A 15,861-nucleotide genomic window follows, 5' to 3' on the forward strand; every position below is an offset into this window, starting at 1 on the left:
TCTGTATTAATGGCATGATACAGATACTGATAGCTGACCGCCCCTGTGCTTGTTACCTGCTTGACCGCCGCTCGGATTTGGGCGATTTGGGTGGCAGATAGGCGGCGGTCGGCTGGGGTGGTTTTGGGTAGGCAAGGGATAGCTCCTGTGTTTAGTGCCTTAAACGCTCTAATCACCATCAGATTGAATTTTGCAGAAATCCACATTGCATAAGCATAAACCAACTCCTCACAGACATAAGTGCCACGATTATGACCACCATTGATAGTGTGGTAGGCAATGGTGTTTTCACTTTCAATTTCGGTGATAAGTTCTTTGGTTTGCTTATTTGCCATAAAGTTTGATGGCTGATGATTTTTCTCATTGCCAGAGGCTTTATGCAAATCATTAAGAGAATATAAGCCATTAAGTTGGCTGATAGCTTGAGCATTAATGGTTAATGCGTTCATGATGAACTCCTTTGTTTATTTTCTGAAATTACCCTGTAAAGGGTGCTAGGGGGTTCAGAAGCCGAACAAAGACGGCTGGGATTATTCGTGTGGCAAGCCACCTTATTTCTCCGCCCCCCTAACATAATCGGCAGTTCTCAAATTTGAGAAGTGGAATTTGAAAGGGCTATTTTGCAGTGTGAGAATTCTCACAGTGGATTTTTGCAGTCCTAGAATTCTAGGAGTGGAATTTTTGGCAAAATAAAACCACAGATTTCGCTTGTGGATAACGCTTTGTTGTTCGGTTCTGACACCTTATACACATCATACCCCAGCATTTTTACTTTGTCAAATGAAAATATTTTAAAAAGTGCTTGATAAATTATAACTCTAGGTATATAATAAACACACCAACAATCAGCAAGGGGATAAAAATGACAAGTAGTAAAGCAGTCATTAAACTCATAAAAGCAGATGGTTGGTACGAGGTAAAATCAAACAGTGGCAGTCATCGACAATTCAGACACCCCACTAAAAAGGGCAAGGTAACAGTACCCCACCCAAGAAAAGATATACCACTACCGACTGTTAAAAGCATTATGAGACAAGCAGGGCTAAGCGATTAGCCCTTCTGCCCTTGCCAAACTAGGAGAGTGTGATGTTATACCCAATCGCTGTTTTAAAATCCAATGACGACAAAGTCGCCCATGCCATTTTATTTCCTGATGTCCAAAATGGAGCAACCTGCTGTGATGAGTTGTCCGATATGCACCAAATGGCACATGAGTTTATTGATTTGCACTTTGAGGGCTTGGCAGAAGATGGTGAACCCATTCCATTGCCACAGGATTTTAATAAGCACCTTGCCAATCCTGAATACGACGGCTGCATGTGGGCATGGATTGATGTGGATTTATCCAAATATGATATGCGTACGCACAAAGTCAATATTACTTTGCCACAGTTTTTAATCACCAAAATTGACGAAAAAGTAAACGCCCATAAGTCGCTGTATAAAAGCCGTTCCAACTACCTAGCACAACTAGCCATGGCAGACTTGGCTTAAACCACACCCCAGCCATGCAAAAAGCGGTCATTTGACCGTTTTTTATTCCCAGCATTTTTACTTTGTCAAATAAAAACCCAATCGCATGATTGGGTGGTTATGAATTGAGTGCTGGGCTTTTGGTGCGAATAGTGCCTAAGGCGTTTAACAAAAAACGCCCCATCAATGAATACAGCGGTTGTCATAATGTTCCTTAAATTAAAAAGCCCTAAGGCTCGGCACTTTGAATATGTACATCAAAGGCTTACTGCTAAGGGCTAGATAGGTATAATTATACAAACCAGCATACCCTTTGTCAATCCGCTTCAAAAATAAACCGCCGCATCTGCCTTTTTTGGCGAGGCAGGATTTTGGCTCATCAGTGCCACAGCATTAAGCATCGCGATGACAGGGTCAATCTTGCCGTTGCCGCTCTCGGACTTGCTCATCGCAACCCCTGAGCCTGACAGCTTGACACGGGCGTTGCCCACGCACCACGCCATTAACGGCTGATTTGCGTGTGTCAAGTCGCCGCTTGCGATTTTACGCTCGCATACCTTTTGGTAACCGCCCAGCTTCCAGCCTTGTGATACGCCTGTAATCTGCTCCCTTGCAATGCCGATACTTTCCAACGCAATCACAATATCGTCCGCCCCAGCAGGGTCAAGCCCAATTCTATCCAGCTTACCACTGTCATGAATCTTTTTGGCAATGTCAGCAAATTCGGCAACATCATCACCGATATTTTTCACGATGACCAAATCACCATCTGCCTCAAAGTCTCGATAGCGTGGCTCGTCTTGCTTTCTACGCTCCAACGCAATCGGGTGGCACCACGCTTTGACCCACACCCACCACTGCTTGACTTCGTGGCGGACATTGTAGTCATCGGTATAAATGTATTTTGGCGTAGGCAGCCTGCCGATTACCGCACAGCCCAGCAAATCATCAAGACCACCGCCATCACCGCCCATGGTGATGACCTCGCTTTTTTCGATGAGTTCATCAAGTGTAAAACTGCCCGCTGCTTTTTCCCAAAATTCTGCCCCTGCCCAGCGGTTGGCTCGTAGGCTGATACCGATTTCGACATTCAGATGCTTGGCAAGTGCCGTTTGTAGCGTGTTTTTGTCGTGCGATTCTTTGGCTCGGCTGATGGTATCGGTCAAATACTCCAAATCCACCGATGCCCCAAGGTTGGGATTGGTGATGTACCAATTTTCAGGATTTGTATAGTCGCCATTTTCGATATAACTTTTGGGAAACTCATACAAGATGGGCAAAAATCGGCGGTCGTCAATCTCGCCATCTCGCACATCACGAGCATAGTCCAATTTTTCCTTAAACACCCCTGCTGGCGGCTCGTCCGACATCGTAGACAGATAAATCACAAAGCCCTCTGGACGGCTTGCCAATCCCCCTTTTGCCTCCTGTAACATTGAGCTTGCCCCAGAGCGTTTGCCAAATACCCACAGCTCATCAACCAGCACATAAGTCGCCTTCACCCCTGCTAGGCTATCCGATTCGGCAGCGATAACCTTTAAGGTCGCCTGTGTGGCACGGTGCGTGATGGTTTTGGTATGCTCTGAGACATTAAAAAGAGCGGACAACTCGCCGTCCACCCTTATCATGTCTTTCATTGGGTTAAATGAATTGTTGGCGACTTCTTTGGTCGGGGCGATAATCACAAGCTCGCACGACTGCCGCTCGTTTAATATGAGTGCAGTAAGCATAATGCCAGCTGCTAGCGTTGATTTTGAGTTTTTCTTGCTGATGAGCAGAAAAAATTCTTTAATCAAGCGTTTTTTGGCAGTTGCATCATACGCCCCAAAGATAACCTCCACAAAGTCAAACACCCATTGTTTGCTGACCTCGCCGATTTTTGGACAACCCAGCACATCGACGAGTCTTAGCTCTTTAAACACTCGCAAAGCAATCTCGCTTGGTGCCTTAAAAAGTGGCGAACAAGGGATAAGACTGTCGCCCTTTATGATTTTTTCCTGCCAATTGGGCAGTGCGGTTGTCCAAATTGGCTGTGTCATGCTAAGTTTCCTGTGGTTTGCTCGAGTCTGTTTTTTGGTCTGGACTGTCGTCATAGACGGGCAAATCATAGCCCAAAAAACCTATGCGATAGCCGATGATTTTTCGCTCCTTTTGTTTTGGATTGTCATCTACCAAGTCAATTTCTTTTGTCAATTCTTTAATAAAGCGGCGGGCAAAATCGCCGTTTTTGTCAGCGTCCCATCGCCCAAGATGCCAAAGCAAAGCGGCGTTGTTGGCATTTTTATGGCTTGCAACATAGCAAAGTCGTGCTTTTGCCACGCTTGGCATGGTTTCACCATTAAACATGGCTCGCTTTGCATAATATCGAGCCTTTTGCAAGTCCTGCTTTTTGTCGCCCTTTAAGCCTGCACGGTGCAGATATTTATAGCAATTGCCAAGACAAAACGGCAACAGCTCCGCTATCTCAATGCACTCAACGCCAGAGGGACAAGCGGTGTAGTGCTTAGGTTTGTTGATGATATCGTGGCTCATTGATTGTCCTTTTTTCACAGGCAATGTGGCAAAATCGTGCGATAAACGCATCATAGCTCATGGCAACTTGCTCATTGTTGATTATCAGATATACCAAGCCTTGCTTGTCGGCAGGACTGCTAAGCTCAGCTATTGTGCCGTCAGCACTTAAGTATTTCATACGCTTTTGTCATTTTTACCGCCAATTATTGTGTAACGACACTTGCAAAGAAGTCGCCCTGATGTGAGGCGGTGGCAAATCTGCCACTGGTTGATAATTGCTGGGCGGTTTGCTGGGCGTCATCTTTTTTGCCCGTCTGTGCCATTTTGTTTTCTGTATACGGCAGCAAAGCAACAGCTGCTTGCATTCGCATTTTTGGGTCTTGGGCTAGGTCGTTATACACGCTTTCTAGATATTCTTTGGGGCTTAGTTTTTTGGGTGGCTTGGCATCAGTTGCTTGGTTGGCTTGTTTTTGCTCCTGTAGCTGTTTTAGCTCAGAGATTCGGTTTTGTAACCCTTTGTTTTTATCAAGATTGCGTTTTTGTCTTTTTGCTGATTCTTGATTGCTTACATCATAGCCAGCGGCTTGCATGGCATCTAGCCAATCAGCCCCTTTTGCCATCATTTTGGCATATTCTTCTTTATCATATCTCGCCATTGTTTAATATTCCTAAAAAATAACTCCATCAGGAAAAGTCGGAAACTTTCCCCAAATCAGAAATTTTTTTATAAAAGGGACAGGGGATGGTGTCCGCAAACTCATGTGAAAATTTGTTTGACTCCCCCCGCCATGCTTTCTGCTTTGGTTTTTTGTTGGTGGCAGTCGTGGCATAAAATCTGTAGATTTTCTTGATTGTCCGAGCCGCCATTTGCCTTGTTGATGACATGATCTAGCTCAAGCCTGCCGCCAACTCTGTGGCAGATTTGGCAGGTGTATCTATCACGCAATAATATCTGCTGACGCAATCGTCGCCAAGGTCGTCCGCCACGACTTTTGCCCCAGCTGGGCTTTTGTTGGTGTGATGCGGCTGGCTTTAGTCGTGGTTTAAGTGTTGTTAATTTCATGACTATCAAACAAAAACCCCAGCGATACTGTCATCACTGGGGTGTAAATTGGTTTATTTGCCGATTATTTATACCAAACGGCTATCATAGCAAAATGATAGCAAATAGTGTGCCATCTTGTCAAGCCTTTTAATCGCCCTGCTAAAAATCTTTGCCCAGCTGTCGTCTGACTTTGGCGGCAACAACCATCGCAATGCCGATGATATTGCTGATGATATTATCAATGGCACCATGCCCACCGATGCGATAATACTGGCGGCGACTGACACCCATACATACGGCACGATCTTTGGCGGTGAATGCTGGACGGTCTGGATTCTTGGTCGGATAGCTAAGCTCAAGCAATGCGGTGGCAATGATGGCTTGGTGGTATTTGGCTGGTATGCTGGCAAGGTACTCGTCAAATTCTGTGGCAATCGCTGATAGCAGTCTTTTGTGGCTTAATTTGCATTCATAAAAATAATAGCGATAACAAGCATCAGCAAATGGGCTGACACCTGCATAGCTTTCGGCAGCGGCAACAAGGTGGGCTTTGGGTGTTCTTTGGTATGCCATGAGACTCTCCTAAATAATCTTGGGCGATTATGTAGGATTGGCAAGAGTTTTGTCAAAAATTTCAAACCTTTGCCACAACCATTGCCATTATTTCATTGTATAAGATATTGATTTTATTATACTTTAGAATAATATGGAAAGGGTGGCAAGGGTGGAAAGGGTTTATTTTATCATATAGAATAAAAAAAATTATAAAATAAAAAATAAATATATAGGCAAAAAAATTTCCAAACCCTTGCCACTATTGACAAAACCCCTGCAATGCTAGTGATTGCAAGGGTTTTGACTTGGCAAAGGTTTGGCTATTTGGCAAAGGTTTTTGGTGTTAATTGCCTCTTGGTATGTATTTTTTTATCATTTTGCGAAAATTATATATTTCATCACTCAATATTTTTTGGCGACTTTTTGCCATCTCGCCTATTTGGGGTTCTGGCAGATTAATTACAAGTACCATTGCTCGCACGACATAAGACTCGGTCTGGTTGTTAATGCCAAAAATATAATCAACAAATCGCACCAGCTCTTTGGACTCACGCCGTCCAAGATAAGTCATCAGCTTGGTTTGGGTGGTGGTTTTTTCGTTGTTATAACCACACCACGCCCGATACACATCAAAAATATCTTGGCTAGTGCAAGTCTGATACGGCACATTGGGTATCATGCCATGTTTCCACTCGTTATAAAACCTCTCCCAGCTCGCTCGAGACAAATTAATCAATTGCTCCTTGTCAGGAGTGGTTATCGCATGGGTATGTTGATTTTGCTCACCTGTGTCTTTATTTAATAAAAACGCATAAAACGCCCTTAATGCTGCAGCATCGGTATCGCCCAATGCTGCCGATACCCTGTTTTTGATATCATCAGGCAAGGGCGACTTGGGGTACATGACAAAAGCACGGCGATCCACCTCATCTGCTGAAAGTGGGTGGTCGTCATTGGACAAAAACACCGAATTAACAAAGTTATCCTGCTTCCAACCGCTAACGAACTTTTTACTAATCCACAAATCTTTGCCTGTGGTTAGCTGTTTTACCATGCCTGCTTGGCTGTAACGCTCTTTGCCTTGGAAAATCTCCTCGAAGACAGCAAACAGCTTACCTTCAACCCAGTCGTTATATTGACTGTCCAGCTGCCCTTGCCCAAGTGTCAGCAGATAATCACCATAAATACGGCTCATTACTCTGTCAAAAAATAGCGACTTGCCAGCACCTTGCACATGACCATGAAATAACAAAAAAGTATCCATCTTTGTGCCGGGGTTTTGTAAAGGAATGGCAAGCCAATTTAGCACCCAGTTGGTATAAATTTCGCTGCCATTGCACAAATGCTTGAGCAAATCAAGAAATGGTTTGGCTTGCTCTGCCAGCTCGTCAAGTGGTGCTTTAGCTGCTGTCAGTGCCATGCCCTTAAATGTGTTGATATAAGGGACGGAAAGTTTGCTTGAACGCCGCTCTGTTGGGTCAAAAAAGATATTTTCCGCCTTGACTTTTAGGCGGTCAGGCGACTTGTTCCACATATCAAAGTCATTTGGATATTCCAGCCTCAAACTCTCTACACTTTGACGAATGTTGTCTTCAATGTTGTATACATCTTTGGTGCCTGCAATATAGACATAATTTTCAAAGATATAACCAAAGGCTCGTTTGGCGTTTTCGTGTCGCTGTTTGTCAATATCTGTTTGGTTGATTTGTCGCTTTTTGGGGTGCTCAAGCCAAATTTTGGCAAGCTCTTTTCCAAAATTGCGAGAAAACGAGGTCAGCGTATAATCTGTCAAAGTTGGCTCATGATAGATTTTGTTCGTCATCGAGCCTTTGCGGTCATTGACGATTTGAGCACAATCTTTTAGCATTATTTCAATGGTGATGGCAGACTTGTCTTGCTGCTTGGCAATCGGCTTGGGGTGGTTGATGGCGTGGAGCAACTGGGCTTTGATAACCTCAATGCCAAAAGCCATGTGCAAATCGTTATAATCGGTAAGCTCACCTGTGGCAGTGCGGTCATCATCGCCAAAATCAGGACTGATGTATTCAGCCTGAGCGATTGTTGATGCCCGCCGACCTGCGTCAATGCCTGCATTTTTGCCCGTTTTTTGGGCGGTTGCCCTGTCATCATCGGCACAAAAAATCAAGCGATGCTGTGGATACAATGCACGGATAATGGACGCACATTTGACCATATTATCCGCATTGAAAGTGGCGATGACAGGGTGGTGTCGCCCTATTGCTTCATAGATGCTTGCTGCTGTGGCATAGCCTTCGCAGACAAAAATCGTATCGCTGGACAGTACATCGCCAAGCGTATAAAACGCCCCACTGACTAAGCCGTCTTTAATAAAAAGTTTCTTGCCATCTTTGTCAATTGACTGGATATTGCACAGGGTGATATTGCCTGTGTTGGTGTTATGATAATAAAGCGGTATGAGCAGATTGCCGAATTTATCCACACGCAAGCCATGGGACTGTATGCCTTTTTTGGCGAGGTAGCCGTGATGCGGATTGGCGGCAACAGCCGTCTGCCAGCGTTGTGATGCGGTATTTGCAGCCACCTTGCGAGATTCGTGCTTGGCTTGTTTGTCGGCTGATTGTCGCTTGGCTCGCTCTTTTGCCCATGCTTGTTTGTCCGCTTCACTGACTGCCTTGTCGCCATCAATACCAAGCACTTCGGCAATCAAGGCATGAGCATTGTAAGCATCATTGCCCGTATACTCACGCACAAGAGAAAAGCCGTTGCCCGCTCCGCACTGATTACAAATCCACGAACCCGTACCATCCTTATCATCACAGCGAAAGCGGTCTTTGCCACCGCAGAGCGGACAAGGCTGGTGCAGGTGTGGTGCTTTGGCAAAGGTGATACCCACCGCAGGAAAAATGCGGTCGATATAATTGCCTGCTGCTTGGGCTCGAATGTGTTCAAAATCAAGTGGTTTTCTCTTATTTGTCATGATTTACCCCTTGATTTTTTGGCGTGTATTGCGTAAAATAACATTGTGCTTTTACCTTCTACTATCAAAAGTACACTGCCCATCGGTTGCCTCCGATGGGTTTTATTTTTATCATTTGTCCAGCTCGGCAAGGCGTGGACATAAATCGACTGCACGAAACTTGCCATTGGTGATTTTTTCGATTTTTAGGGCGGTAAGCTCACTAATCCCATGCTCCAATCTTAACCACCCTGCAATCGTGCTCTGGCTAATGCCGATGGCTTTGCCGAGCTTAATCTGTGTACCAAACTCATTAATGAGTTTTTGGATAATCTCTGCTGAGTGTAACGGTTTTGCCATCAAATGGTACTCCAATAATTTTTATCGGCATTATAATGGTATTCCGATTTTAATGTCAAGTGTTAAAATTGGTCGTCCATTGAAAAAATATCGGCAAGCCGTTATAATAGAAACATACTAGAAACAAACCGTCTTTGTCAGATGGAGGTGTGCCATGGAACTCAAAGACAGACTAAAACAAGCTCGAAAGCAGGCAGGGCTTACCCAAGCAGACACCGCCAAACGCATCGGCATGGCTCAAGGCACTTACAGTGCATTAGAGCGTGGCGAAAGTAAAAGCACGGCTAAAATCGTGCAGATTGCTGAGCTTTTTGGTGTAAACCCCCAATGGCTTGCCACTGGCGAAGGCGAGCAACTAACCGCCCGAGCACGGGTTGATGAAATAATCGCTCGACTGCCGAACGGCATCACCCATGAGGAGATTGAAGAATGGCGTGATCAGGCTTGGGTGTCGTTTTATGATGTGCGATTTTGCTGTGGCGATGGTGCAGGCTATGCCGAATTTGAACCACTAAAAAAAACCTTGCCATTTGATAATACTTTTTTTCACTATCGCCGTATCAATCCAAAAAACTTCAAGATGATATATGCCGTAGGTGATTCTATGGCACCGTATATCAACCATGGCGATGCTGTTGGCATTGATATTACAGACATAGAGCCAAGAGAAGGCGAAGTGTATGCGTTGTTTTTGGACGGTGATACGATGATTAAACGCATATTCAAAGAAGGCGGTGGTGTATTGCGACTAACCAGCGACAACCCCCAGTACAAAGACAAAATCATTGACGAAAGTAACGGCGAAAGCCTTATTATCATCGGTCGTGTGCGTTATCGCAGTGGCTAAACTTTGGCAGAGGCTCGCTGTGGCACGCACTCAAAAACTTGTTTAAACAAGTCTGACTTTTTTGAGCTAATCAAATAATCAAAATCGCCCTTTATCCGATTTTACCGCCTACATGGGCGGTTTTTTCATGCCAAAAATCCTTAAAAATCAATAATTACAAAAAATAATATAATGGTTTGCCAATATTTTTAATGCTAAGGTCTTGACAATTTATAACGGTATTCCTATAATTTATCTCAAGCAAATAAATGGAATATCAATAATGACCAAAAGCCAAAATCAGTCCAACGCCATCATCATACCACGCATTTGCCGTCAATTGAGGCAAATCCGCCCCAGTACTGAGCATGGCAGACGAGCAAAGAGCAATATCATTGTTCACCTGCTTGGCTATCATCACAGTACATCGCTTGGTGATGTTGATTTGGGGTCGTTGGGTGCGGCAGTTATTGGTCTGGGCTGGCTGATTGATCATATTGTGCAGATAGACGATAGGCAAGTTTCGCCCACAGAGCGGGCAATGCTGTGCGAGATATTTGCCATGTGTCAACACCGCTACGATACCGAAAAATCACACTAGGAGTATCTGATGAATACGCAATTAATAGAAAGTCTTATGAAGCTGTCGACGACTGTTGCCATGAGTCTGCTGGTTGTCTATGGCTGTGCTTGGGCAGCTGACAAGCAAGCCGAGCTGGATTATGCCGAATGCCTATCATGGCAAAAAGACGGCTATCAAATCAACTGCACACGAGGCTAACATGACCACAAAAAATAACAAAGATATCATTGATGCCATCTTGTATCGCATGAGCAAGCTGAACAGATACAGTGATGATGACACCATTATCGAGGGCGATGAATTATTGCCGTTTGATGTGATTTATTATCGTGAAAATGAAACAGAATGGTTTGGCGTGGTACAAAGAAAAATCGGTGGTGCTGGTGGAATGACGCTTGCCAACTGCATCAATGCACAAACTGGTCTACGCCGAATGATACACGATTTGGCAATATACCAAGGCGACTGTGCCATGCGGTGCATTGACGAGACACAATCCGCCCAAGCCCATGAGCTACTCATGCAGCTGTATGCAGGAGATGATGATGTCGGACACTAAACCAATTGTCGTGCTGGTTGCTGCTGCAAGCCCAAAAGAAGCCGAAATCGTAGCAAGTCGCATCATGTGGCACTACAAGCACATTGGCATAAAAACAGCAATGATACACACAAAAACACAGGCAGACTATGTATGGCTAAAAAAACTGATGAACCGCAACTATCAGCTGATTATCATCTACAACGATTATCGCATCTGCCGTAATGCTCGGGCTGCCAAAGCCAAGGCGGTCAGCTGGGGTGATGTTGCAGTGCGATTGTCGCTGCATATTGACACAGACCCGATTGTGCACCACCAAAGACAGTATGGCGATGATAATGCTGACGAAATCATCGACAGCCTGATTGACAGCTACCGCAAAATGCAGCGGTATCACTTCGGCAGCATACGACACCGCACCATCGAAACAAACGGCGAATATGGGTTATTAAAGGCGTGTGGCATGGCGGTGGATTTGATTAAACGGCTCAAAAACAATCAATTTATCTAGGAGTTATCATGAGTGTAAATAAAGCGATTCTGGTCGGCAGACTTGGCAGTAATCCTGATGTCAAGCGGTTTGACAACGGCGATTTGATGGCGGTGATTTCTGTGGCAACTGGCGAGAAATGGACAGATAAAAAAACAGGCGACCGCCGTGAAACCACAGAATGGCATAGAGTTGTGCTAAATGGAAAATTGGCTGAGATTGCCGAAAAATGGCTGCGTAAAGGTATGCAGGTCTATCTGGAGGGCAAGATTGCAACACGCAAATGGACGGATAATCAGGGCATTGAACGCTACAGCACAGACATCAGGGCATCACAACTTGTCATGCTTGGCTCTGCCAATGACAACAGCCCCGAACAGAGCAATCAAAGCTATCATCAGCCGATGCAAGCACAGGGCAATCAGCAAGCGGTCTATCAGCCAAATGTCATGCCTAGCCCATCAACATCAATGCAGCGAGCAGTCAGCGATGATATGCCTTTTTAACATGACACCAACAGCTACCCACATTCACCGTCTGTATATCCAAAATCACCACATAGTCATGCAGTACCTAGTGGTAAAGTGGCAACAAAGCTGGGTACTATCGCACGATACAGACTGGATAATAGTCAATGAATAAAAAACTAAAACGAGCCAAAAAGCTGCACAGGCGGCGTATGAACAAAGCGGTGCAGCAAAAATTAAACCCCCTAGCCAACACAGGAGAAAAACCATGGCAAAACCAACCGAACTAAACCGCTTTATCGGCGATCTTGGCGGCGGTAGCATTGAAAATATGCTATCACAAATCATCAGCGATGTTGCCGATGGTGCAATCAGCACAGGCAAAAAAGGCGAGGCGGTATTAAAACTTGTCTTTACACCCATTGGCGATAGTCGTCAGGTGCGTGTCGAGCATAAGCTGACTTACAAAGAGCCGACACGCCGTGGCAGTCGTTCAGAAGAGCACACGACCGAAACGCCAATGTATGTCAATCTAAACGGCACCGTTACCATCAGCCGTGAGGACAATCATGTGCTTGATTTGTCCGAAAACACCAAAACCCAACCAGCTTTTGCCTAAGGAGTAAATCATGATTAAGGCTTTTGAAAATTTATCAGACGCTGGCGTAGCAGCAACACTCACCCAACCTGTAACTTACACAGTGCAGGATAATATCAATGCTGTGGCACACAATATTCATACCAAAATCACAAGCCTTGAGCCATATCAAAACGGGCTTGATAGACAAAGGGGGCATTTTTTCACTTCCCATGTCAAAGATTTTGCCGATTATGTAAAACGAGTCGGCAACTCCGAGAGTACAGAAATTTTTATCAATCCAGAGCAGATCGGTGCCAGAGCGGTGTTAAATTACAACGAGCAGGGCTTTGCGATGGGTCGCTGTGATTTTACCGCCAACATTTCGGCACAAAAAACGCCCGTGTATCAGATGCTAACTGATAACAACGGTCGCACGCATTGTCATCGTAAATTTATTGAGATGGTGGTTGATTATGCTCCAGAATTGACAGCGTACAACGCAAAAGGCGAGGAGGTGGAGATTTCTCATGCGATTAACGCCCTTAGAAATATTGACATCACCGCTTCTGTCAATGCCAATCAGCAAATCCAAGATTTAAGCGAATCACGCTCAAAACTTGAGCAAGTATCTGCCAAAACAAAAGATGAAAATATGCCCGTGCGATTTGGCTTGTTTGATGCTTGCTATGAGAGCCTGCCCCCAACAACTGTCAATCTGCGAATGTCCATCACAACAGATGGCAATAAACCGTATTTTAAAATCAGTATCGAACAGCACGCATTGCTTGAGAGAAATCGGCTAGAAGAGTTCACCAGCATAATCAAAGAAGAGCTGGGTGTGCAATTTAATGTGTCAATCGGCACATTCCAAGCCACAAATCAATAAGGTCTTTCATCAGCCATCGCCCTGCCAAATGGGTGGTGGTTGATGTCAAAAAGTTTAGGAGGATAAGATGAAAAAATTTAAAGCAGGCGATAAAGTTTATTGTCCTAGTCTGGGTAGGGAAGTTTACAAAGTTTTGGAGAACTTAAGTGGAGGGACAGACTTCCCTTTGTGCGTCCATAAGGGTGTTAAAGAGCTTACTCTCACCCTCGAAGGATTTTATTATCCAACCGACCCATTACTAACCATTCTTCACGCCACTGAAGAAAACCACGCCTTGCTTGAAAAGCTATATGGCGTGGAGTTTGAAAAGCCACCTGCTAAGCCTGAGCCTAGGGCGATTATTGCAGCATTGCTTGAGCATAATAAATATGTACCTTGCCTTGTAAGTGATAAGGATTGTGAAAAAGATATTATAAAGCGGTTTAATGCCAATAGCGATGACAAGGTTATAGATTGTATTACCCAGTTACTTGGTGATTATAATTCAGGGTATAAAGGGGTTGATTATCGTTGGAAATACGCCGTACCGTTTGATATAAAAACTGGCGAAGTGATTACACAACTACCAACAGGAGAGAAATATGGAACTGAAACGACTTAGAATTAATGATGTATGCGAAATGACAAAACTTAGCAGGACGACGATTTATGATAGAATGCGAGCTGGTCAATTCCCCCAAAGCCACAAAGATGGTCATTGTTCGCTATGGTGGTATCACGAAGTCCAAGCCTACCTTGCTGACAAACTGACACAGCAACAAAGTGCCTAATCAAAGCCCCTAATCAAGGGGCTTGTTTTTTAGCTCATCGATAAAATCTGCCCATGTTTGCAACATTTGCCGTCGCTCATCAATCCACTTTACTCGGTTATATGCCCTACCATTGCTATCACGCACTTGATGGCCAAGCTGCATCTCAATCATGCGGTAATCATATTTAAATTTCTCTTCAAGCAAGGTGCGAGCGATTGCCCGAAAACCGTGAGCTGTCTGCTCGTGCTTACCAATATCCAATCGCCGAAGTGCCCTATTAACCAGTCCTTCTGAGATTGGTCGCAAGGTTGTATTTGGCGACACAAAGACATAATCACCACGGTGATGGTCTCGAAGCTGCCTGATGATTTCTAGTGCTTGTGTGGATAGTGGTGTACTTAGTTGCACCTGCGTGCTGCTTGCGGTTTTAGATGGTGTATAATGCCAAGTGCCTGTATCAAAATCAATATCATCAAACTTTAGATTGCGAATCTCGCCTTGTCGTGCAAAGGTATACAGGCTAAACATTAAACATTTTTTGGTAACAAATGAACCATGATAGCCGTCCATTGCCTGCACCATTTCACCAAGTCTTGCTTCGTCTAAGATGGCAGGGTTGTGTTTTTTCTTTGGTGATTTAAAAACACCTGTCAAACTAACCGCTGGATTGTGCTGGGCTCGCCCTGTTGCAATGGCATAAGCCATTGTTTGATTAATTAAACTGCGTATCTTTTTTAGTTTTTCAAGATGTCCAGAACGCTCAATTGGTCGCAATACTGCCATGCAATCCATGACAGTAATTTGATCAACTGGCTTGTTGCCAATCACTGCCAGCAACTCCGCAGTATAAGTCTGCAACTTATTGATGGTTGTTGTTGCATAATCACGAGTTTTGAGCCATTCATTAAACACGGAACGAAAATCATTAGCCAAAGCAATGCGTTTGACTTCAGCCTGATGCTTGGCGTGCTGCTTGGGATCTATGTTTTGGGCAAGTAATGCATGACAATCTTGGCAAATCTTGCGTGCATCCGACAATGTGGTTGCTGGATAGTTACCAATCTTGTACATATCAGATTTTTGGGTATATGGATGCTTGTATTGCAAATACCATGTTTTGGTGCCTGATGGCAAAATGTTAAGCACAAGCCCGTTACCATCATACAAGCGGTACAGTTTTTCTCTGGGTTGGGCTTTGGCAACTTCCGTTGCCGAAAGCGGTTTGGTGGTACGAGCCATAACAGTACAGGAAATAAAAAATTAGCAGTAAATCAAATTTACTGCTAATTGTACTGTTATTTTTGGCGGATTGCAACGCATAATATCGTACATTCTCGCACAGTGTTTTTATGCTGAAGCCTTACAACTATTAGCTTCTTGTACATTATTGTATTTGGTCGTACTCGTATTTGGTGCGATCGGAGGGACTTGAACCCTCACGCCGTGAAGCACCACCCCCTCAAGATGGCGTGTCTACCAATTCCACCACGATCGCAAACTTGCTGTATTTTACCCAAAAAATCCAGCAAACGCAAGTTTTTTCGGTTAGTTATCGGCAGGAGCAGGTGTGCTGGTCGCTGCTGGCACATCTAGACGCAACTGATCTTCTGCCTGTTTTTGGGCAAAATGTGCCAATGCCAAACTGGTGATAAAAAATATCGCGGCAAGCACTGCCGTGGTGCGTGTCAGAAAATTCGCCGATCCTGCTGCACCAAATACCGTACCTGCTGCACCAGAACCAAAAGACGCTCCAGCGTCCGCTCCTTTGCCATGCTGAATCAAAATAAACCCAATCATGACAACGGCAACAATAATATGAATGGCTAAAAGTACTGTAAGCATAAATTTCTCAAT

24 protein-coding genes and 1 tRNA gene are annotated in these 15,861 nt (G+C 44.5%); 13 read left to right on the forward strand and 12 right to left on the reverse strand.

From position 1 onward, the window contains the following. Nucleotides 1-449 (reverse strand): KilA-N domain-containing protein (locus tag BW928_RS11415; RefSeq protein WP_144295799.1); only part of this gene is annotated, 449 nt, incomplete at its 3' end. A gap of 413 nt (nt 450-862) precedes the next feature. Here BW928_RS11415 and BW928_RS01595 point away from each other — a divergent pair. After that, on the forward strand, nt 863-1,054 hold the full coding sequence (locus BW928_RS01595) for a type II toxin-antitoxin system HicA family toxin (RefSeq protein ID WP_200800822.1): 192 nt from the start codon (nt 863-865) through the stop codon (nt 1,052-1,054). A 32-nt stretch (nt 1,055-1,086) separates the two neighbouring features. Next, nucleotides 1,087-1,494 carry a type II toxin-antitoxin system HicB family antitoxin gene (locus BW928_RS01600; protein WP_076554503.1) on the forward strand — a complete coding sequence of 136 codons (408 nt, stop codon included), beginning with the start codon at nt 1,087-1,089 and terminating at the stop codon, nt 1,492-1,494. Nucleotides 1,495-1,799: 305 nt separating this feature from the next. Here BW928_RS01600 and BW928_RS01605 read toward each other — a convergent pair whose 3' ends face one another. The 8 genes from BW928_RS01605 to BW928_RS01640 form a co-directional block, all read right to left on the reverse strand. Next, complete coding sequence (locus BW928_RS01605; protein ID WP_078310184.1) at nt 1,800-3,512, reverse strand: terminase large subunit; 1,713 nt, start codon at nt 3,510-3,512, stop codon at nt 1,800-1,802. A gap of 1 nt (nt 3,513) precedes the next feature. Continuing rightward, nucleotides 3,514-4,005, reverse strand: a complete 492-nt coding sequence (locus tag BW928_RS01610) for a DUF3310 domain-containing protein (RefSeq protein WP_076554505.1) — start codon at nt 4,003-4,005, stop codon at nt 3,514-3,516. Then, nucleotides 3,977-4,165, reverse strand: a complete 189-nt coding sequence (locus BW928_RS01615; RefSeq protein WP_076554506.1) for a hypothetical protein — start codon at nt 4,163-4,165, stop codon at nt 3,977-3,979. The genes BW928_RS01610 and BW928_RS01615 overlap by 29 nt, the downstream gene beginning before the upstream one ends. A 25-nt stretch (nt 4,166-4,190) precedes the next feature. Next, the gene (locus BW928_RS01620; protein ID WP_076554507.1) at nt 4,191-4,643 is read right to left on the reverse strand and encodes a hypothetical protein; all 453 of its coding nucleotides are present in this window, start codon (nt 4,641-4,643) and stop codon (nt 4,191-4,193) included. Between the two features lie 101 nt (nt 4,644-4,744). Next, nucleotides 4,745-5,050, reverse strand: coding sequence for an HNH endonuclease (locus BW928_RS01625; RefSeq protein ID WP_076554508.1), 306 nt, complete (start codon nt 5,048-5,050; stop codon nt 4,745-4,747). 141 nt (nt 5,051-5,191) lie between these two features. Further along, on the reverse strand, nt 5,192-5,605 hold the full coding sequence (locus tag BW928_RS01630) for a hypothetical protein (protein ID WP_076554509.1): 414 nt from the start codon (nt 5,603-5,605) through the stop codon (nt 5,192-5,194). A 325-nt stretch (nt 5,606-5,930) separates the two neighbouring features. Continuing rightward, nucleotides 5,931-8,546, reverse strand: a complete 2,616-nt coding sequence (locus tag BW928_RS01635) for a DUF5906 domain-containing protein (protein WP_076554510.1) — start codon at nt 8,544-8,546, stop codon at nt 5,931-5,933. A gap of 111 nt (nt 8,547-8,657) precedes the next feature. Beyond that, entirely contained in the window at nt 8,658-8,885 is a 228-nt protein-coding gene (locus BW928_RS01640; protein WP_076554511.1) for a transcriptional regulator, read from the reverse strand. A gap of 154 nt (nt 8,886-9,039) precedes the next feature. Here BW928_RS01640 and BW928_RS01645 point away from each other — a divergent pair, with 154 nt between their 5' ends. From BW928_RS01645 to BW928_RS01685, 11 genes are all read left to right on the forward strand, one after another. Further along, complete coding sequence (locus BW928_RS01645) at nt 9,040-9,732, forward strand: XRE family transcriptional regulator (RefSeq protein ID WP_076554512.1); 693 nt, start codon at nt 9,040-9,042, stop codon at nt 9,730-9,732. A gap of 262 nt (nt 9,733-9,994) precedes the next feature. Next, nucleotides 9,995-10,312 (forward strand): hypothetical protein, encoded by a 318-nt coding sequence (locus tag BW928_RS01650; protein ID WP_076554513.1) that lies wholly within the window; start codon nt 9,995-9,997, stop codon nt 10,310-10,312. A gap of 9 nt (nt 10,313-10,321) precedes the next feature. Then, the gene (locus tag BW928_RS11580; protein ID WP_158078438.1) at nt 10,322-10,492 is read left to right on the forward strand and encodes a hypothetical protein; all 171 of its coding nucleotides are present in this window, start codon (nt 10,322-10,324) and stop codon (nt 10,490-10,492) included. Nucleotide 10,493: 1 nt separating this feature from the next. Continuing rightward, on the forward strand, nt 10,494-10,853 hold the full coding sequence (locus BW928_RS01655; RefSeq protein ID WP_076554514.1) for a hypothetical protein: 360 nt from the start codon (nt 10,494-10,496) through the stop codon (nt 10,851-10,853). Continuing rightward, nucleotides 10,840-11,343, forward strand: a complete 504-nt coding sequence (locus BW928_RS01660; RefSeq protein ID WP_076554515.1) for a hypothetical protein — start codon at nt 10,840-10,842, stop codon at nt 11,341-11,343. The genes BW928_RS01655 and BW928_RS01660 overlap by 14 nt, the downstream gene beginning before the upstream one ends. An 8-nt stretch (nt 11,344-11,351) precedes the next feature. Beyond that, a complete protein-coding gene (gene ssb, locus BW928_RS01665) occupies nt 11,352-11,828 on the forward strand; it encodes a single-stranded DNA-binding protein (protein ID WP_076554516.1) in 477 nt (158 codons plus the stop codon). A gap of 128 nt (nt 11,829-11,956) precedes the next feature. After that, on the forward strand, nt 11,957-12,079 hold the full coding sequence (locus tag BW928_RS12055; protein WP_259741464.1) for a hypothetical protein: 123 nt from the start codon (nt 11,957-11,959) through the stop codon (nt 12,077-12,079). Then, the gene (locus BW928_RS01670; RefSeq protein WP_076554517.1) at nt 12,058-12,408 is read left to right on the forward strand and encodes a YfdP family phage-associated protein; all 351 of its coding nucleotides are present in this window, start codon (nt 12,058-12,060) and stop codon (nt 12,406-12,408) included. Before BW928_RS12055 ends, BW928_RS01670 begins: the two co-directional genes overlap by 22 nt. A gap of 10 nt (nt 12,409-12,418) precedes the next feature. Further along, nucleotides 12,419-13,255, forward strand: a complete 837-nt coding sequence (locus BW928_RS01675; protein ID WP_076554518.1) for a DUF2303 family protein — start codon at nt 12,419-12,421, stop codon at nt 13,253-13,255. A 67-nt stretch (nt 13,256-13,322) separates the two neighbouring features. Then, nucleotides 13,323-13,856 carry a hypothetical protein gene (locus BW928_RS01680; protein ID WP_076554519.1) on the forward strand — a complete coding sequence of 178 codons (534 nt, stop codon included), beginning with the start codon at nt 13,323-13,325 and terminating at the stop codon, nt 13,854-13,856. After that, a complete protein-coding gene (locus tag BW928_RS01685; protein WP_076554520.1) occupies nt 13,837-14,025 on the forward strand; it encodes a helix-turn-helix transcriptional regulator in 189 nt (62 codons plus the stop codon). Before BW928_RS01680 ends, BW928_RS01685 begins: the two co-directional genes overlap by 20 nt. A 9-nt stretch (nt 14,026-14,034) precedes the next feature. Here BW928_RS01685 and BW928_RS01690 read toward each other — a convergent pair whose 3' ends face one another. From BW928_RS01690 to secG, 3 genes are all read right to left on the reverse strand, one after another. Continuing rightward, nucleotides 14,035-15,246 carry a tyrosine-type recombinase/integrase gene (locus BW928_RS01690; protein ID WP_076554521.1) on the reverse strand — a complete coding sequence of 404 codons (1,212 nt, stop codon included), beginning with the start codon at nt 15,244-15,246 and terminating at the stop codon, nt 14,035-14,037. A gap of 171 nt (nt 15,247-15,417) precedes the next feature. Continuing rightward, nucleotides 15,418-15,502, reverse strand: a tRNA-Leu gene (locus tag BW928_RS01695). Between the two features lie 50 nt (nt 15,503-15,552). Next, the gene (gene secG, locus BW928_RS01700) at nt 15,553-15,849 is read right to left on the reverse strand and encodes a preprotein translocase subunit SecG (RefSeq protein ID WP_076554522.1); all 297 of its coding nucleotides are present in this window, start codon (nt 15,847-15,849) and stop codon (nt 15,553-15,555) included. Nucleotides 15,850-15,861: the final 12 nt, after the last annotated feature.

It is taken from the genome of Moraxella cuniculi DSM 21768, assembly GCF_900156515.1.
GTDB lineage: Bacteria > Pseudomonadota > Gammaproteobacteria > Pseudomonadales > Moraxellaceae > Moraxella > Moraxella cuniculi.

What these genes read in the sequence shown, in the direction of transcription:
- BW928_RS01635 (WP_076554510.1), bottom strand. Translation starts at nt 8,546, where the DNA reads ATGACAAATAAGAGAAAACCACTTGATTTTGAACACATTCGAGCCCAA.
- BW928_RS01690 (WP_076554521.1), bottom strand. Translation starts at nt 15,246, where the DNA reads ATGGCTCGTACCACCAAACCGCTTTCGGCAACGGAAGTTGCCAAAGCC.
- BW928_RS01640 (WP_076554511.1), bottom strand. Translation starts at nt 8,885, where the DNA reads ATGGCAAAACCGTTACACTCAGCAGAGATTATCCAAAAACTCATTAAT.
- secG (WP_076554522.1), bottom strand. Translation starts at nt 15,849, where the DNA reads ATGCTTACAGTACTTTTAGCCATTCATATTATTGTTGCCGTTGTCATG.
- BW928_RS01615 (WP_076554506.1), bottom strand. Translation starts at nt 4,165, where the DNA reads ATGAAATACTTAAGTGCTGACGGCACAATAGCTGAGCTTAGCAGTCCT.
- BW928_RS11580 (WP_158078438.1), top strand. Translation starts at nt 10,322, where the DNA reads ATGAATACGCAATTAATAGAAAGTCTTATGAAGCTGTCGACGACTGTT.
- BW928_RS01600 (WP_076554503.1), top strand. Translation starts at nt 1,087, where the DNA reads ATGTTATACCCAATCGCTGTTTTAAAATCCAATGACGACAAAGTCGCC.
- BW928_RS01685 (WP_076554520.1), top strand. Translation starts at nt 13,837, where the DNA reads ATGGAACTGAAACGACTTAGAATTAATGATGTATGCGAAATGACAAAA.
- BW928_RS01620 (WP_076554507.1), bottom strand. Translation starts at nt 4,643, where the DNA reads ATGGCGAGATATGATAAAGAAGAATATGCCAAAATGATGGCAAAAGGG.
- BW928_RS01625 (WP_076554508.1), bottom strand. Translation starts at nt 5,050, where the DNA reads ATGAAATTAACAACACTTAAACCACGACTAAAGCCAGCCGCATCACAC.
- BW928_RS01660 (WP_076554515.1), top strand. Translation starts at nt 10,840, where the DNA reads ATGTCGGACACTAAACCAATTGTCGTGCTGGTTGCTGCTGCAAGCCCA.
- BW928_RS01645 (WP_076554512.1), top strand. Translation starts at nt 9,040, where the DNA reads ATGGAACTCAAAGACAGACTAAAACAAGCTCGAAAGCAGGCAGGGCTT.
- ssb (WP_076554516.1), top strand. Translation starts at nt 11,352, where the DNA reads ATGAGTGTAAATAAAGCGATTCTGGTCGGCAGACTTGGCAGTAATCCT.
- BW928_RS12055 (WP_259741464.1), top strand. Translation starts at nt 11,957, where the DNA reads ATGAATAAAAAACTAAAACGAGCCAAAAAGCTGCACAGGCGGCGTATG.
- BW928_RS01670 (WP_076554517.1), top strand. Translation starts at nt 12,058, where the DNA reads ATGGCAAAACCAACCGAACTAAACCGCTTTATCGGCGATCTTGGCGGC.
- BW928_RS01655 (WP_076554514.1), top strand. Translation starts at nt 10,494, where the DNA reads ATGACCACAAAAAATAACAAAGATATCATTGATGCCATCTTGTATCGC.
- BW928_RS01595 (WP_200800822.1), top strand. Translation starts at nt 863, where the DNA reads ATGACAAGTAGTAAAGCAGTCATTAAACTCATAAAAGCAGATGGTTGG.
- BW928_RS01610 (WP_076554505.1), bottom strand. Translation starts at nt 4,005, where the DNA reads ATGAGCCACGATATCATCAACAAACCTAAGCACTACACCGCTTGTCCC.
- BW928_RS01630 (WP_076554509.1), bottom strand. Translation starts at nt 5,605, where the DNA reads ATGGCATACCAAAGAACACCCAAAGCCCACCTTGTTGCCGCTGCCGAA.
- BW928_RS01675 (WP_076554518.1), top strand. Translation starts at nt 12,419, where the DNA reads ATGATTAAGGCTTTTGAAAATTTATCAGACGCTGGCGTAGCAGCAACA.
- BW928_RS01605 (WP_078310184.1), bottom strand. Translation starts at nt 3,512, where the DNA reads ATGACACAGCCAATTTGGACAACCGCACTGCCCAATTGGCAGGAAAAA.
- BW928_RS01680 (WP_076554519.1), top strand. Translation starts at nt 13,323, where the DNA reads ATGAAAAAATTTAAAGCAGGCGATAAAGTTTATTGTCCTAGTCTGGGT.
- BW928_RS01650 (WP_076554513.1), top strand. Translation starts at nt 9,995, where the DNA reads ATGACCAAAAGCCAAAATCAGTCCAACGCCATCATCATACCACGCATT.